Source organism: Clostridium algifaecis (assembly GCF_017874415.1).
Lineage (GTDB): Bacteria > Bacillota > Clostridia > Clostridiales > Clostridiaceae > Clostridium_B > Clostridium_B algifaecis.
On record NZ_JAGGLM010000023.1, the window covers coordinates 1 to 16,602 of the forward strand.

Genomic DNA, 16,602 nt, shown 5'->3' on the forward strand with positions numbered 1-16,602 from the left:
GGGTCACCATTGATGTGGGCGCATAGCTCAGCTGGGAGAGCATCTGCCTTACAAGCAGAGGGTCACAGGTTCGAGCCCTGTTGTGCCCACCACATAATGGCTTAGTAGCTCAGCTGGTTAGAGTGCCGGCCTGTCACGCCGGAGGTCGTGGGTTCGATCCCCATCTAAGTCGCCATTATTTTTATTTAATGTAAAATCTTCGATTTTCATTAAGTAATGAGTTAAAATTTATATTATATTTGTTTAAAACATGGCCCCTTGGTCAAGCGGTTAAGACACCACCCTTTCACGGTGGTATCATGGGTTCAAATCCCGTAGGGGTCACCATTGATGTGGGCGCATAGCTCAGCTGGGAGAGCATCTGCCTTACAAGCAGAGGGTCACAGGTTCGAGCCCTGTTGTGCCCACCACATGATGGCTTAGTAGCTCAGCTGGTTAGAGTGCCGGCCTGTCACGCCGGAGGTCGTGGGTTCGATCCCCATCTAAGTCGCCATTATTTATGCTGGCATAGCTCAGCAGGTAGAGCAACTGACTTGTAATCAGTAGGTCGTGGGTTCGATTCCTACTACCAGCACCAAAAAACTTGCAATTTTATTGCAAGTTTTTTTATATGCAAAAATATTATATTTTATAATAAACAGCAGGAAATTAAAATTTCTTGCTGTTTATGTTTTGCTGTATTCTTATATCTTCTCCAAAAAATTTACATAAAGTAAAATCTCCAAGCAACCTTGAAGAAATTCTTTCAGAATATAATTTAAGAATTTCTTCAAGATCACAATTTGTAGATATAAGCATTTTCTTTTGCTTTAAAAGTTTTCTATTTAATATATTAAATAATTCTGTTTTAGAAAAGTCTGTTATTTGCTCGGAACCTAAATCATCTATTATAAGAAGATCGCAATTTAAAATAATGTCTTTAAGTTCAGTATTATTATCAAATCTTATAGTTCTTAGATTTTGAATTAAAGTTTCCGCTGTTCTATAGATTACTAAATATCCTTTATCTAATAATTCTTTTGCTATACAATTTGATAAAAATGTTTTTCCCGTTCCGGCAGTACCATAAAAGAGTAAGTTTTCTTTGGAATGAGAAAATTCTTCAATAAATTTCCAGGATAAAGAAGCAATATTTTGTATATTCTTTCTTGGACTTATATGTCCACCATCATTTTTTTTAGGAGAAAATAATTGGGGATTATAATTTTCAAAATTATTTTCATTTAATATGTTTATAAGGTCAGAGTCTTTATAATACAATTTCACTAATTTTTGTTTATAACAGCTGCATTTTTTAGTTCCTATAAAACCTGTGTCCTTGCATATTGAACATCTGTAATGCATATCTAAATAATCCATAGGATAGTTGTTTTTGACAAGAAGTTCTGATTTTTGTATCCTTAACTCTGTAATTTTTTCTTTCATTTTATTTAAATAAACTTCTTTATTATCTATATTATTTAAAAGTTTTATAGACAACTTTATAGAATATAATCCTATTTTCTTCTCTATATTCAAGACTTCCGGCAAATTTTTTTCTATTTCTTCTTTTCTCTTCTGTAATAATTTTTTTTCTTCGTTTCTTATATTTTCATATATTTTCATAACAGTAGAGTGATAGCCTTTAATCATTATTATCCCATCCTAATAGTTTCTTCTCAAGGTCTTTAAAGTCATAATTTCTTTGCTTGAAGTTGTTAAAAGTACTGTTTGAATTTGTATTGCTTTTATTTTGAGAATGTATATGTTTGACCTTCTTCTTATCCTTTTTTTCTATATCACTTAATGTTTTTATTTTATCATTTTTCCAGCTTGTAAGAATACCATCTATATATTTAAAATCAGCTTTATTTATTCTTTGAAAACATATGTCACAAGCTTTGCATATTACTTCTACAGAAAAATTATAGTCATTCAGCCATTTAGTCAAAAGCTCTTCCTGCGGTTTCATTATTTCAGCATTTTTTATTCCAAGATAATTAAGTATTTTTCTTATACTTACCCATTTGTCCTCATGTTTTTTAATAAAAGTCTGTGCATCATTTATATTTTTTATTTTAGCATCAAACCATGATATTGCAGTTTTTTCAATGTATCTGCTGTCAGTTTTGCCTCTCAGTACACAATATTGTATTAACAGTAATATGATTTCTGGAGAAAAATTGAAATCACTTAACCAGCTTATATATAGTGTAATTTCTTTTGATGATAGAGATCTTCCGAAAAGTTTTTCTATATCTTGAAGCATATCCTTAGTAGGAGTTTTGTTCAATTCTTCAATAATATCTATATCTCCCTTATTAGTTTCCTCTGCCTGAGATAAATCAAGAAATTCTATGCTGTAGTTTCCCATCTTATCTACAGGTAATATTTTAATTACATTTTCACTGTCCCAATAATTCCATGCATTTATTACATCTGTTTCTAAAAGATGAAGAGCACTTGCCATAACATCTGAGCTAACTCCCAGTTCACCAGATGTACAATACTTTAGTCCCAGAAGATATACTTTTACGTATTCTCCACGGGCTTTTGGCATAAATTTATCTATAAAAATATTATTAACAGGAGTATAGTTTGAACTTTTATCCTTAAATACAAAAGTACTCATGAATTAATACCTGCCTTTTATTAGCTCTATATTTTGAAAATTTACCTTAATAATTAATTATATCAAAATATATAAACTATAACAATGAGGCTAAAAGTGTATATTTGGACAAAATTCGAACTAATTGACAGTTAAAAATTTTTAATATATACTTACTTTGATTATCAAATTATTTGATAATCAAAAATTATCTGAAGGAGACGATCAAATGAGATTACCTCCACTTATCATAGGAGATTTAAAGGCCAAGGTACCCATTATACAAGGTGGAATGGGTGTAGGCATTTCAGGACATAGACTTTCTCAGGCAGTAGCAAATGAGGGCGGTATTGGAATAATATCTGGAGTTCAAATAGGATATAGGGAACCAGATTTTGAAACAGATACTGAAGCGGCAAATATTAGAGCATTAAAAAAAGAATTGAGAAAAGCAAGACAGCTTAGCCCTAAAGGCATAATTGGGGTAAACATTATGGTAGCTGTCAGTGATTACGATAAAATGGTTAAAACATGTATAGAAGAAAAAGCAGATTTAATAATATCAGGCGCAGGGCTTCCTCTTACTTTACCAAAGCTTGTAGAAGGAAGTAATATAAAGATAGCACCTATAGTATCATCCGCCAAGGCGGCATCAATCATTATTAGACAGTGGGAAAAGAAGCATTCTAGAATCCCGGATCTAGTGGTTGTTGAGGGACCAAAAGCAGGTGGACATTTAGGATTTCATCTTGAACAGCTTCAATCTGGCAATGAACAGCTTGAAAATATAGTACCTGAAGTTATTAAGGTTGTAAAAACTTTTGAAGAAAAGTATAAAAGAAAGATTCCGGTAGTAGCTGCTGGAGGCATTTATACAGGATCAGATATTGTGAAATTTCTAAAAATGGGGGCATCGGGAGTTCAGATGGGTACCCGTTTTGTGGCTACAGAAGAATGTGATGCAAGTATAAATTATAAAAATGCTTATGTAAATTCAAAAAAAGAAGACATAAAACTAATAAAAAGTCCCGTAGGGCTTCCTGGCAGGGCAATAAACAACAAATTTATAAAGACAGCAGAGAAACATAGAATTGCTCCAACTAAATGTTACAATTGTTTAAAAAAATGTGATCCTAAAGATACTCCTTATTGTATATCTAGGGCTTTAATTAATGCAGTTGAGGGCAATTTGGATGAAGCTCTTATTTTTGTTGGAAGTAATGCGTATAGAGTAGATAAAATAGTAAAAGTAAAAGATCTTATAAATGAATTGGTAACAGAAGCAGAAAGTGAAAACTAATTTGAAATTGATTTTATATCACCAATATTTAAAGTTTGTGATTAGAAAGGTGATTTGGTGAGTAGGGGTATAAATGTTATAAATAAATTACTGGTAGATATTTTTAATGATATATTAGAAATGGAACAGAAATACTTTAAATATACACCTTTTAAAGATTTAACTATTTCTGAAATACATACTATAGAAGCTATAGGAATATATAAGCCTAGAATGATGAAGGAAATAGCATTTGGGCTGGATATAACTTTTGGTACTTTAACTACTGCAATAAATCGTTTAGTAAAAAAGCAATATGTGATAAGAAAAAGAAGTGATATAGATAGAAGAATTGTATACATAGAGCTTACTAAAAAAGGTAAGCTTGTTTATAGAATTCATAAAAAATTTCATTTTGATATGGTTAATGAAAGTGTAAAAGGATTAGATAAAGATGAGGAAACAATTTTAATAAGCTCGCTTGAAAAATTGAATGATTTTTTTAAGTCAAAATATAATATTAAAGTTAAATAGGAGTTTTTATTAAAGTCATATTTAAATAGGGGAGAAGATATGAATAAAGTAAAAATTATTGGTACAGGAAGTTATTTACCGGAAAACATAGTAAAAAATGATGATTTAGCAAAAATAGTAGATACTGATGATGAATGGATAAGAACTAGAACAGGTATAAGAGAAAGAAGAATTTCAGAAGGAGAAAATACATCTGAGATAGCAACAAAAGCTGCTATTCGTGCAATAAAGGCTGCAAATATATCTGTAGATGAAATTGACTTTATTATTGTAGCTACATCTACACCTGACAATTTTTTGCCATCTACAGCATGTATGATTCAAGATAATATAAAAGCTTTAAATGCAACATGCTTTGATATATCGGCAGCATGTTCTGGATTTATTTATGCCCTGGATATAGGAACTCAATTTATAAGATCAGGAAGGGCGGATACCATTTTAATTATAGGTGCAGAAATTCTTTCCAAAATACTTGATTGGAAGGATAGAAGTACCTGTATTTTATTTGGAGATGGAGCAGCAGCAGCAGTGCTAAAAAAATCTGAAACAGAGGGTATATTTGCAACTTATACTGGATCAGATGGTAGGCTTGGTGATGCACTTGAATGCAGTGCTATTCCTGTAAATAATCCTTATGTAAAGAGAAAAGCAGAAAAAGCTAAAGCTGTAGTTAAAATGGATGGAAAAGAGATATTCAGATTTGCAGTAAAAATTATGGAAAAATCAATAAAAAAATTACTCAAGGATTCAGGGTATTCTGCTGATGATATAAAAGGCATAATACCACACCAGGCAAACTTTAGGATAATAGAAGCTGCATCTAAGAGGTTAAATATAAATTTGGATAAATTTTATGTTAATTTAGATAAATACGGAAATACGTCAGCAGCTAGTATAGGTATAGCACTTGATGAGGCAGTAAGAAATGACATATTTAAAAGGGGAGATAAAGTTTTACTTGTAGGTTTTGGCGGTGGACTTACATATGGTGGAGCATTAATTGAGGTTTAGAAATAAATAAAAAGTAATGAATAGTGTTCTATAAAGGAGGCAAAGAATGATTAATTCTGAATTTTGCAAAATGGTAAATATAAAATACCCTATTATACAGGGTGGTATGGCATGGATAGCGGATAGTTCCCTCGCAGCTGCAGTATCAAATGCGGGTGGACTTGGAATAATTACTGGAAATGCACCACTTGATTGGGTTAGAGCAGAAATAAGAAAAGCAAAAAAACTTACAAATAAGCCTTTTGGAGTGAATATAATGCTTCTGTCGGAAACTGCTGAGGAAGTAGCTAAAATGGCTTGTGAAGAAGGAGTAAAGGTAGTTACAACAGGTGCAGGAAATCCGGGAAAATATATAAATATGTGGAAAGAACATGATATAAAAGTGATGCCGGTGGTTGCATCTGTAGCTCTCGCCAGAAGAATGGAAAGGTCAGGAGTAGATGCAGTTATTGCAGAAGGATGTGAATCAGGTGGTCATATCGGAGAATTAACTACTATGGCACTTGTTCCACAGGTAGTAGATGCTGTGAATATTCCGGTTATTGCAGCAGGAGGAATAGGAGATGGAAGAGGAGCAGCAGCAGCTTTTATGCTTGGCGCTAGTGGAGTTCAGTTAGGAACGAGATTCCTTGTAGCAAAAGAATGTACTGTAAGTCAAAATTATAAAAATAGAGTATTAAGTGCAAAAGATATAGATAGCCAGATTACCGGCAGGCCTACAGGACACCCAGTAAGAGTTTTGAGAAATAAACTTTCAAGGAAATTTCAGCTCCTTGAGAAGAATAATGCTCCACTTAGTGAATATGAAAGACTTGGAGTAGGAGCACTTTCAAAGGCCGTCCGTGATGGAGATGTAGATAATGGATCAGTTATGGCAGGGCAGATAGCTGGACTTGTAAATAAAGAACAAACTGCCAGTGAGATTATAGAAGAGATTTTTAGTGGAGTTAACCAGAGCTTAAAAAGATTGGAAAATATGATTTAAAATCAATTGGGAGGATGAACATGGGAAAAATAGCTTTTTTATTTTCAGGACAGGGAGCTCAGTATGTTGGAATGGGAAAAGAGTTCTTTGATAATGTAGAATCTTCTAGAAAAATATTTGAAACTGCAGATGAAGTCCTAGGATTTTCTATGAGTGATATGTGTTTTGAAGGACCTAAAGAAAAATTAGATGAAACTGAAAACACACAACCAGCAATTTTAACTACAAGTATAGCTGCACTTAAGGCATTAGAAAGTTTTAATATAAGACCAGATATTACAGCAGGTTTAAGCCTTGGAGAATATTCTGCACTTGTTTTAAGTGGAGTTTTTAAATTTAAGGATGCAGTTACTTTAGTAAAAAAAAGAGGAAAATATATGCAGGAGGCAGTACCTCAAGGCATGGGAGCAATGGCTGCTATTATTGGTCTAGATGGTGAAGTAATTAAAAATATATGTAGTGAATGTTCGAATGATGGAGTTGTAGAAATAGCTAATTTAAACTGCCCTGGACAAATTGTAATTTCAGGAGATAAGGATGCAGTTAAAGAAGCCGCAAATATGACTAAAGAAAGAGGAGCAAGAAAAGCTATAGAGCTTTCTGTAAGTGGTCCCTTTCATTCATCTAAGATGATACCTGCAGCAAAAAAATTAGAGGTAGAACTTAAAAATATAGATGTTTATGATTTTAAAATTCCTGTTATTACAAATGTTACAGGTGAAATAGTGAAAGATGTAAATGATGTTAAGCCTTATCTAAAAAAACAGGTTATGAGTACAGTATATTTTGAAAAAACTATAAGAAACATGATAGATATGGGTGTTGATACTTTTGTAGAAATAGGACCAGGAAAAGTATTAAGTGGATTTGTAAGAAAGATAAATAGAAAACTTACTGTATTAAATGTTCAGGATATGGAGTCTTTGAAAATAACTGTAGATAAATTAAATAGTTAGATAGGAGAATGTTATATGGAAGGGATAAAAGGAAAAGTAGCTGTAGTTACCGGAGCGGCCAAAGGTATAGGAAGAGCCATTGCACTTAGGCTTGCAAAAGAAGGTGCAGACATAGTAATAAATTATAGAACTAATTCAGATTCTTTAAGTGAACTCGTAAGTGAAATTGAGAGCTTTGGAAGTAAAGTTATTACTGTTCGTGGAGATGTAAGTGTATTTGAAGATGCAAAAAATATTATGAAAAAAGCAGTAGAAACTTTTGGAACAGTAGATATACTTGTAAATAATGCAGGAATAACTAGAGATGGATTAATACTGAGAATGAAAGAAGAAGATTTTGATAAAGTTATAGAGGTTAATTTAAAGGGAGCGTTTAACTGTATAAGACATGTTAGTCCCATCATGGTAAAAAAAAGAAGTGGTAAAATTATAAATATATCTTCTGTAGTTGGGATAACAGGAAATTCAGGTCAAGTTAATTATTCTGCGGCAAAAGCTGGTATAATAGGAGTAACTAAGTCTGTTGCAAGAGAACTTGGTTCAAGAGGTATAAATGTTAATGCAGTTGCACCAGGATTCATAAAAACAAGTATGACAGAAGCATTATCTGATAAATTGAAAGAAAATACTTTAAATAGTATACCTTTAAAAAGATTTGGCACTGTAGATGATGTAGCAAGTGTAGTTGCATTCCTAGCTTCTAAGGATTCAGATTATATTACAGGACAGGTAATAAATATAGATGGCGGAATGGTAATGTAGAATAAAAGGTATTGAAATTTATGCAAGATTGATTAAAGGTTGGTGAAATATATGAAAACAAGAGTTGTAATCACAGGACTTGGAGCAATTACACCAGTAGGAAATAACGTAGATGATTTTTGGAACAATATAAAAAATGGAGTTTGTGGAATAGATTTTATTAAAAACTTTGATACAACAGATTTTAAAGCCAAACTAGCTGCTGAAGTTAAAGATTTTGATCCTACTGAAGCACTTGGCAGAAGAGAAGCAAGAAGATTGGATAGATTTTCACAATTTGCCATGACATCCGCAGATGAGGCAATTAAAGATTCAGGACTTGACTTGGACAGTATTGATAAAAGTAGATTTGGTGTTGTTGTTGGTTCTGGAATTGGTGGAATAGGTACTATAGAAAAAGAACATGGAACTCTTATGGAAAAAGGTCCTAATAGGATACATCCTCTTTTCATACCTATGATTATAGGAAATATGGCAGCAGGTAATATAGCTATAAAATATGAGGCAAGAGGTGTATGCACTACAGTAGTTACTGCTTGTGCTACAGGAACAAATTGTATAGGTGAAGCATATAGGATGATTCAAAATGGTACTGCAGATGTTATAATTGCAGGAGGTACAGAAGCATCTATAACACCTCTTTCTATTGCAGGATTTATATCTTTAACTGCACTTAGCAAGAGTGAAGATCCAAAGAGAGCTTCAATTCCATTTGATAAAGAAAGAAATGGATTTGTTATGGGTGAAGGAGCAGGAATAGTTATACTTGAATCTTTGGAACATGCTAAAAAGAGAAATGCGAAAATATATTCTGAAATTGTTGGATATGGATCAACTTGTGATGCATATCATATAACTTCTGTAGATCCTGAAGGCAAAGGGGCAGCAGCAGCTATGGAATTAGCTGTTAAAGAAGCTGGAATAGACGGCAAAGAAGTATCTTATATAAATGCACATGGAACAAGTACTGTCTCAAATGACAAAGGAGAGACTATAGCTATCAAAAGAGTTTTTGGAGATGATGCAAATAATATACCAGTAAGTTCAACTAAGTCAATGACAGGACACTTACTTGGAGCAGCAGGAGCTATTGAAGCTGTAATATGTAATAAATCAATTCAGGATGGATTTATACCGCCTACTATAGGATATAGAGAAAAAGATGAAGAATGTGATCTTGATTATGTTCCTAATAAAGGTAGAAAAGCAAATCTTGAATATGTAATGTCAAATTCACTTGGATTTGGTGGGCATAATGCCGTTATTTTATTAAAAAAGTGGAGTGAATAATATGGATTTTAAAGCAATTGAAGAAATGATTCAATGTATGGATAATTCCAGCCTTGGATATTTAGAAGTAAACTGGAAAGGAATTTCTATAATAATGAAAAAGAAAGGTGAATCTGGAGTAATTAAAACTTCAAACAGCTCAGATCCACAGGAAGATATAAAACAAAATAATACTTTAAATGAAGTAAATGTAGATGATAAAGAAGATAAATCAGTAGTAGATATAGATAAAGTAGAAACAAAAAAAGAGGTTGAAGAAGATAAAAACATAAAAGAAATAGTATCACCTATAGTTGGTACATTTTATAGTAAATCCTCACCAGATAAGCCTGACTATGTAAAAGTAGGCGATAGTGTAAAAAAAGGAGATACTCTCTGTATAATAGAAGCTATGAAAATTATGAATGAGATACAAAGTGATGTGGATGGTGAAGTGGTAGAAATACTTCCACATAATGAGGATATGGTAGAATATGGACAGTGTTTGTTTAAAGTTAAAACTAATGAGTAATTAATTGGAGGAAATTTATGGAACAAACGAATTTTAATGTAAACTTAGGTATAAAAGAAATCAAAGAGATTATCCCTCATAGGTATCCTTTTTTATTAATAGATAAAGTTGTTTATATGGAACCTGGCAAAAAAGTTGTAGCTTATAAGAATGTAACTCAAAATGAGTATTTTTTTCAAGGACATTTTCCCGAGGAACCTGTAATGCCGGGAGTTCTTATTATAGAGTCATTAGCTCAGGCTGGGGCAGTAGCAATACTTAGCATGGATGAATTTAAAGGTAAGATAGCATATTTTGGCGGAATAAATAAAGCAAAGTTTAGAAAAAAAGTATTACCAGGAGATACGTTGAGGCTCGAAGTTGAAATGATGAAATTAAAAGGTTCAGCAGGAATAGCAAAAGCAGTAGCTTATGTTGAAGATAAAAAGGCTGCCGAAGCAGAATTGATTTTTATGATAGGAAAATAAAAGTACCATATTAGGAGTTGAATTTAAAAGTGTTTAGTAAAATTTTAATTGCAAATAGGGGTGAGATAGCAGTCAGAATAATAAGGGCTTGTAGAGAAATGGGAATCCAAACTGTGGCTGTTTATTCAGAAGCAGATAAAGATGCACTACATGTTCAAATGGCAGATGAGGCAATTTGTATAGGCCCTGCTTCACCAAAAGACAGCTATTTAAATGTACAGAATATAATAAGTGCTACAGTTTTATCTGGAGCACAGGCAATTCATCCTGGATTTGGTTTTTTATCTGAAAACAGTAAATTTGCAAGCATATGTAAACAATGCAATATTACATTTATAGGTCCAACACCAGAATGTATTGAAAACATGGGAAATAAGTCAAATGCCAGAGATATAATGGAAAAATCAGGAGTCCCTGTAGTCCCTGGTTCAAAGGGTGCAATTTCAAATGAAAGTGAGCTTTTAGAAACAGCTAGAAAAATTGGATATCCAGTTATGATAAAAGCTTCTGCTGGAGGCGGCGGGAGAGGTATAAGAATTGTATATAAAGAAGAAGAAATCGTAAAAAATTATGAAAATGCAAAAACAGAAGCAAAATCTGCTTTTGGAGACGATACTATATATATGGAGAAATTTATAGAAAAACCAAAGCATGTGGAAATTCAAATACTTGGTGATAATTTTGGAAATATAGTATATCTTGGGGAAAGAGACTGTTCCATGCAGAGAAGAAATCAGAAGGTAATGGAAGAAGCTCCTAGCCCAATTATGACAGAAGAACTTAGAAAATCAATGGGTGAAACAGCAGTGATGGCAGCTAAGGTTGTAAATTACAACAATGCAGGTACCATAGAATTCCTTTTGGATGCTAAAGGAAGTTATTATTTTATGGAAATGAATACTAGAATTCAAGTAGAGCATGCTATAACAGAAATGGTAACTGGAATAGATTTAGTAAAAGAACAAATTAAAATTGCAGCAGGAGAAAAGTTGGGATTTTCACAAGAGGATATAAAAATACAGGGACATTCTATAGAATGTAGAATAAACGCAGAAGATGTAAGTAAAAATTTTATGCCAAGTCCAGGAAAGATAACTGATTTATATGTGCCTGGAGGTTTTAATGTCAGGGTAGATAGTGCAGTTTATTCTGGGTATGTTATACCTCCTTATTATGATTCAATGATAGCTAAATTAATAGTATATGGAGTTGACAGGCAGGAAGCTATAGACAGAATGAGAAGAGCCCTGGGAGAATTTATTATAGAAGGTGTTAGTACAAATATAGATTTCCAATTTGATCTATTGAATAGTGATGAATTTATAAATGGAAATTATGATACCAAATATGTAGAAAAATTTATAAAAGATTCAACTTATAAAAATTAAAGTATAGAACAATAATTTTTACATAGATTAGTTTCACTGGAAAGGAGTTGATTAAAACTTGTTAAATAAATTCTTTAAAAGAACAAAGTACATTACTGTAAGTCAAAAGTCTCTTAGAGATGCATCAGAAGACTCGGAGGTTAAGCCATATATACCTAATGGTATGTGGGTAAAATGCAGTAAGTGTAAGAGAGTTTTATATAAAAGTGACGTAGATAGAAATAATAAAGTATGTCAGTATTGTGGTCATCATTTTAGGATGAGTGCTAAGGAAAGAATAAAATTAATAATGGATGCGGATAGCTTTGAAGAATTTGATGTTAATATGGAATCTGCCAATCCTATAGGATTTGATGGATATGAAAAAAAATTAAAAAATATGATTGAAAAGTCAGGAATTAAAGAAGCTGTTATAACGGGCAAGGGTACTATAGGCAAAATGAAGGCAGTAGCTTGCTTTATGGACAGCAATTTTATGATGGGAAGTATGGGATCTGTAGTTGGAGAAAAAATAACGAGAGCAGTTGAAAAGGCTATAGAGTTAAAGCTTCCATTAATTATTTTCACAACTTCTGGTGGAGCTAGAATGCAGGAGGGTATATTTTCTCTTATGCAAATGGCAAAAATAAGTGCTGCACTCAATAGACTGAGAAATGAAGGACTTCTTTATGTAACCGTGCTTACAGATCCTACAACAGGTGGAGTTACAGCAAGTTTTGCTATGCTTGGAGACATAATTTTGGCAGAACCAGATGCACTTGTAGGCTTTGCGGGTAAAAGAGTAATAGAACAAACTATAAGACAAAAATTGCCCGAAGGATTTCAAAGTGCAGAATTTTTACTTGAGCATGGTTTTATAGATAGCATAGTTTCAAGAAATGATTTAAAGAGTACTCTTAAGAAAATATTAGTTATACATGATAGAAATAGATAGTTGTGATTTTTTAATGAAGGGAGGTAAATTGTATGGAGAAAATAGAAAAGCTTCAAAAGATGATAAATAAAAAATTGGACAATAAAACAGCATGGCAGAAGGTAAAAATTGCTAGAATGATTGAACGACCTACATCAATTGATTATATATATAGAATATGTGATACTTTTATAGAGCTTCATGGAGATAGGTATTTTGGAGATGACAAGTCAATTGTAGGTGGAATTGGAATTTTAAATGGAGATCCTGTTACTATAGTAGCACAACAAAAGGGAAGAAATACATCAGAAAATATAAAGAGAAATTTTGGAATGCCAGAACCAGAAGGATATAGAAAAAGTTTGAGGCTTATGAAGCAAGCTGAAAAATTTGATAGACCAATTATATGCTTTGTAGATACTCCTGGAGCGTTTTGTGGGATGGAAGCAGAAGAAAGAGGTCAGGGAGAAGCAATAGCTAGCAATTTAATAGAGATGTTTAACTTGAAAGTTCCTATAGTATCAATAGTTATAGGTGAAGGAGGCAGTGGCGGAGCCCTGGCTTTTGCTGTTGCAAATTCAGTATGGATGCTGGAAAACTCTGTTTATTCTATACTTTCACCAGAAGGCTTTGCAAGTATACTTTGGAAAGATGGTTCACGTGCAGAGGAAGCAGCTGAAGTCATGAAATGTACTGCCCAGGATTTAAAAAAGTATGGGATAATAGATAAGGTCTTAAAAGAGCCACAAGGTGGAGCACATAAAGATGTGGACAAAATGGCAGAAACTATAAAAAATGAACTTATAGATACCGTAGGCATATTGAAGAAACACTCCAAAGAAGAAATTGTAAATTCAAGATATAATAAATTCAGACATATGGGTAAATATAGTGAGAAGCTATAAATGATAATAGTTTATAGCTTCTAAATTGTAATTTTAAAATAAATTTTATATTTATAGAATAAGTTTTTTAAATTCTATCATCCCTGCACCCTGACAATATTTTGGAAGTTTTAATAGGCTGCAGGATATTTTGATTAGAGAAGTAATATCATTGGAACTTAAATTTGGATTATTCTCATATAATAAAGCACATATACCACTTATATATGCTGCAGCACATGATGTACCAGTGTAGCAGGTATAAGGTTCTTTTAAAGTTGAAGGGTATAATTTTTTCCCATTTCTTTGAGGAATATAATTTACATTTGAATTTAGAGAACAGATATCTACACAGGCGGCAACTAAATCTGGTTTTTGAATTTTACAAAATGGACCCGAAGAAGAATATTTATAAATTTTTATATCCCTAGAAGTTGTATCAATTCCACCTACTGTTATACAATTATTTAAGGTAGATATTCCCTGTATGCTATGTTCAGTATTGTCAGCATTACCAGAAGCTATAACTATACATATATTATTTTTTACTGCCATGTTGAATAATTTTTGAAATAAGGACAATATAAATGCATCTATTATATTTAATTCAAAAGGAAGACAAATTATTTTTAAGTTCATCTTTTCAGAATCATCTATTAATAATTGAATGGCATATAATATATCACTAACATAGCCATATCCGACAGAGTTAAATGCTTTTATAGAATAAATACTGCTGTCTTTAGCTATTCCAGAATACATACCTTTTGAAAGCTTACCGTTACCACATATTATACCTGACATAAAAGTGCCATGACCGTTGTCGTCATAGGGATAATCATATTCATTTATCAAATCTAAGAATTTTGCTATTCTATTTTTTTCAGAAATTAAATCAGTATGAGGATAAGTACCGGAATCTATCAAACCTATACAAATATTTTTGCCTGTAATTTTAGAATTATATGAGAAACTTATTCTATTTGAAGAATATACGTTTTTACCACATAAATCGGCTTTTATGTCTAGAGTTATATAATTTACTTCAGGAAATTCTATCAATCTACTGATTGAGATATCATTAAGCACAGCACATATGCAATTTATGGAGTAAATAGAGTGTATTAACTTACAGCCGTAATTTTCAATTTTTTTTTCGATACGATTTAATAAAGAGGAACAATGTATTATTACCCTGTAATTTTTATAATATTTTTTATTTAAAGCTAACTTTAGATTCGGGTCTAATTTGTTTTTTATTAAAAACATATTATTCTCCTAAAAATTAATCTTATTATATTATATATAGGGGAGCGTTAATTTGATAATAATAAAAAATGGATTAACTTTTCCATTTTAATATAATTATACCTGCAATTAAAAAACAGATACCAATTATTTCATGAAAATTGAATTTTATATTCTTAGAATCAAATAATCCAAAGTAATCTATTAAAAGTGCCATAATAATCTGAGATACTAAAATTATAGCTATTGAGTGAGTAACTCCTAGAAATCTTATACTATACATTACAGTAAAGGTTATTACTACGCCAAGTAATCCTCCTAGAAGATATATTTTTCTGCATAATTTTATATTTTGAATATTCCCTTTTCCAAGTCCAATTGCCATGATTAAAGTTATTAGAAATGCTGTTCCTTGGACTATAGCATTTGTTTCCAAAAGTCCAATCTTTTCACTTAATCTTGTATTGAATATTCCTTGAATACTCATTGATATTCCAGATATTATTGAAGATAATATACCTAATAACATAAATATCACCTACTTAATAATTAGTTTTATGAATTGAAGTTAGTTTAACCTAAATTTAATATTATTATAAATAAAGTGTGTATCATTCTAAAAGTAGATTTCAGAATGATACACACTTTATTTTATGGTTCATATAATATAATTAAATTATGAATATTGCGGTTGATTAATATAGTTGGTATCCATATAACTTTTATTGTAAGCTTCTTGAATTTGTTCAATTGAATATCCAAGGCTAAAACCAAGACTAAAAAAATCTTCAAATAAAGTTATATAGTGATCTTTAGAAGAACATACCAAAAAATCATTTATGTCTACGTATAAATTTAAAAATTGTGAAGTTATAGTACAATCATTTTTTTTGAACTGAATGTTGGTTATGTCATTAAATTTCTTTTCTATTCCTAAAGAAAGTATAAAGTACAAAGAATTAACAAGTTCTTCTAAAATTATTTTGTGATTAGAAACATTTTTATTATTCCAGAATTTAAAACATTTTGTTTCATTAGCTAGTTCGGCAATTTCAACTTGTAGTGCGAGCGTTTTTTGTGAAAGAAGAGATTCACCATCAAGACCATGCTCTTTTTTAATTTTTTCATCCAAGATTTCTTGCAATTCAAATAAATTTGTAAAATTCATATAATAGAGCCGCCTTTCTATATACTTATAATTAAATAATAATTATTATTATAACGAAAAATTTCATTATAATATATTTCCCACATATATATTTTAGCGAAAATTGATAAATATTAAAACATTTTGCAATCGGTTCCATAAAAAATATTTTAATATTTTTTTATATTAATATAATTTCACAAAGGTAAAGTAAAAATTTGTATTTTATTCCTTCTTAGCTATTGCAACTTTTACTGTTATTCCACTAATCTTTCCCAACTTTCCTGTCATAGCACTTATTTCATCTGAAGTGCCATCTACAATTAGAGATATTATAGATATATTTTTCTCTCTATAAGGAATCCCCATTCGTCCTACTATTATATGAGAAAATGAGTGAAGTATATTATTTACTATCTTTGCATTTTCTAAATTCTTTACAACTATTCCAACTACACCTAATCTGTTTTCCATAAAATTACCTCCAGAATATATGAAATATAAGATAAACTAAATTATAAATATAAGATTTTTATGTGTCAAATATAAGTTAGAAATAATTTCTAAATAAAATTTGTTTTAAATAATTAATTTTCATAATTATATTTAATATATATATATAATATAGAGAATA

18 protein-coding genes and 6 tRNA genes are annotated in these 16,602 nt (G+C 31.2%); 18 read left to right on the top strand and 6 right to left on the bottom strand.

What is annotated here, in order from left to right:
• The first annotated feature begins 16 nt into the window (after positions 1–16).
• The 6 genes from J2Z42_RS12330 (at position 17) to J2Z42_RS12355 (ending at position 577) form a co-directional block, all read left to right on the top strand.
• Positions 17–92 (top strand) — tRNA-Val (locus J2Z42_RS12330).
• 6 nt (positions 93–98) lie between these two features.
• Positions 99–175, top strand: a tRNA-Asp gene (locus J2Z42_RS12335).
• Between the two features lie 77 nt (positions 176–252).
• A tRNA-Glu gene (locus tag J2Z42_RS12340) sits at positions 253–327 on the top strand.
• A 7-nt stretch (positions 328–334) separates the two neighbouring features.
• Positions 335–410: transfer RNA gene (locus tag J2Z42_RS12345), tRNA-Val, on the top strand.
• A gap of 6 nt (positions 411–416) precedes the next feature.
• Positions 417–493, top strand: a tRNA-Asp gene (locus tag J2Z42_RS12350).
• Between the two features lie 8 nt (positions 494–501).
• Positions 502–577: transfer RNA gene (locus tag J2Z42_RS12355), tRNA-Thr, on the top strand.
• A 71-nt stretch (positions 578–648) separates the two neighbouring features.
• Here J2Z42_RS12355 and J2Z42_RS12360 read toward each other — a convergent pair.
• Positions 649–1,632, bottom strand: coding sequence for an ATP-binding protein (locus tag J2Z42_RS12360; protein ID WP_209703081.1), 984 nt, complete (start codon positions 1,630–1,632; stop codon positions 649–651).
• Positions 1,625–2,611: a DnaD domain-containing protein gene (locus J2Z42_RS12365; RefSeq protein ID WP_209703082.1), complete on the bottom strand. Its 987-nt coding sequence runs from the start codon at positions 2,609–2,611 to the stop codon at positions 1,625–1,627. The genes J2Z42_RS12360 and J2Z42_RS12365 overlap by 8 nt, the downstream gene beginning before the upstream one ends.
• A gap of 208 nt (positions 2,612–2,819) precedes the next feature.
• Here J2Z42_RS12365 and J2Z42_RS12370 point away from each other — a divergent pair, with 208 nt between their 5' ends.
• The 12 genes from J2Z42_RS12370 to J2Z42_RS12425 are packed head-to-tail and all read left to right on the top strand — an operon-like array spanning position 2,820 to position 13,594.
• Entirely contained in the window at positions 2,820–3,890 is a 1,071-nt protein-coding gene (locus tag J2Z42_RS12370; protein ID WP_209703083.1) for an NAD(P)H-dependent flavin oxidoreductase, read from the top strand.
• 57 nt (positions 3,891–3,947) lie between these two features.
• Complete coding sequence (locus J2Z42_RS12375) at positions 3,948–4,403, top strand: MarR family winged helix-turn-helix transcriptional regulator (RefSeq protein WP_209703084.1); 456 nt, start codon at positions 3,948–3,950, stop codon at positions 4,401–4,403.
• A gap of 39 nt (positions 4,404–4,442) precedes the next feature.
• Positions 4,443–5,417 carry a beta-ketoacyl-ACP synthase III gene (locus J2Z42_RS12380; RefSeq protein ID WP_209703085.1) on the top strand — a complete coding sequence of 325 codons (975 nt, stop codon included), beginning with the start codon at positions 4,443–4,445 and terminating at the stop codon, positions 5,415–5,417.
• A 46-nt stretch (positions 5,418–5,463) separates the two neighbouring features.
• The gene (gene fabK / locus J2Z42_RS12385; protein ID WP_209703086.1) at positions 5,464–6,402 is read left to right on the top strand and encodes an enoyl-[acyl-carrier-protein] reductase FabK; all 939 of its coding nucleotides are present in this window, start codon (positions 5,464–5,466) and stop codon (positions 6,400–6,402) included.
• 20 nt (positions 6,403–6,422) lie between these two features.
• On the top strand, positions 6,423–7,358 hold the full coding sequence (gene fabD, locus J2Z42_RS12390; RefSeq protein WP_209703087.1) for an ACP S-malonyltransferase: 936 nt from the start codon (positions 6,423–6,425) through the stop codon (positions 7,356–7,358).
• 15 nt (positions 7,359–7,373) lie between these two features.
• Entirely contained in the window at positions 7,374–8,120 is a 747-nt protein-coding gene (fabG, locus tag J2Z42_RS12395; RefSeq protein WP_209703088.1) for a 3-oxoacyl-[acyl-carrier-protein] reductase, read from the top strand.
• A 51-nt stretch (positions 8,121–8,171) separates the two neighbouring features.
• Complete coding sequence (fabF, locus tag J2Z42_RS12400; RefSeq protein ID WP_209703089.1) at positions 8,172–9,410, top strand: beta-ketoacyl-ACP synthase II; 1,239 nt, start codon at positions 8,172–8,174, stop codon at positions 9,408–9,410.
• 1 nt (position 9,411) lies between these two features.
• Entirely contained in the window at positions 9,412–9,921 is a 510-nt protein-coding gene (gene accB, locus J2Z42_RS12405) for an acetyl-CoA carboxylase biotin carboxyl carrier protein (protein ID WP_209703090.1), read from the top strand.
• Between the two features lie 17 nt (positions 9,922–9,938).
• Positions 9,939–10,388 (top strand): 3-hydroxyacyl-ACP dehydratase FabZ, encoded by a 450-nt coding sequence (gene fabZ / locus J2Z42_RS12410; protein ID WP_209703091.1) that lies wholly within the window; start codon positions 9,939–9,941, stop codon positions 10,386–10,388.
• Positions 10,389–10,417: 29 nt separating this feature from the next.
• The gene (locus J2Z42_RS12415) at positions 10,418–11,776 is read left to right on the top strand and encodes an acetyl-CoA carboxylase biotin carboxylase subunit (protein ID WP_209703092.1); all 1,359 of its coding nucleotides are present in this window, start codon (positions 10,418–10,420) and stop codon (positions 11,774–11,776) included.
• A gap of 58 nt (positions 11,777–11,834) precedes the next feature.
• Positions 11,835–12,710, top strand: coding sequence for an acetyl-CoA carboxylase, carboxyltransferase subunit beta (gene accD / locus J2Z42_RS12420; RefSeq protein ID WP_209703093.1), 876 nt, complete (start codon positions 11,835–11,837; stop codon positions 12,708–12,710).
• A gap of 32 nt (positions 12,711–12,742) precedes the next feature.
• Positions 12,743–13,594, top strand: coding sequence for an acetyl-CoA carboxylase carboxyltransferase subunit alpha (locus J2Z42_RS12425; RefSeq protein WP_209703094.1), 852 nt, complete (start codon positions 12,743–12,745; stop codon positions 13,592–13,594).
• Positions 13,595–13,645: 51 nt separating this feature from the next.
• Here J2Z42_RS12425 and J2Z42_RS12430 read toward each other — a convergent pair whose 3' ends face one another.
• From J2Z42_RS12430 to J2Z42_RS12445, 4 genes are all read right to left on the bottom strand, one after another.
• Positions 13,646–14,842 carry a S8 family serine peptidase gene (locus J2Z42_RS12430; protein WP_209703095.1) on the bottom strand — a complete coding sequence of 399 codons (1,197 nt, stop codon included), beginning with the start codon at positions 14,840–14,842 and terminating at the stop codon, positions 13,646–13,648.
• Positions 14,843–14,915: 73 nt separating this feature from the next.
• On the bottom strand, positions 14,916–15,350 hold the full coding sequence (locus tag J2Z42_RS12435; RefSeq protein ID WP_209703096.1) for a DMT family transporter: 435 nt from the start codon (positions 15,348–15,350) through the stop codon (positions 14,916–14,918).
• A 147-nt stretch (positions 15,351–15,497) separates the two neighbouring features.
• A complete protein-coding gene (locus J2Z42_RS12440; RefSeq protein WP_209703097.1) occupies positions 15,498–15,989 on the bottom strand; it encodes a dUTP diphosphatase in 492 nt (163 codons plus the stop codon).
• Positions 15,990–16,193: 204 nt separating this feature from the next.
• The gene (locus J2Z42_RS12445) at positions 16,194–16,442 is read right to left on the bottom strand and encodes a TM1266 family iron-only hydrogenase system putative regulator (RefSeq protein WP_209703098.1); all 249 of its coding nucleotides are present in this window, start codon (positions 16,440–16,442) and stop codon (positions 16,194–16,196) included.
• Positions 16,443–16,602 lie beyond the last annotated feature (160 nt).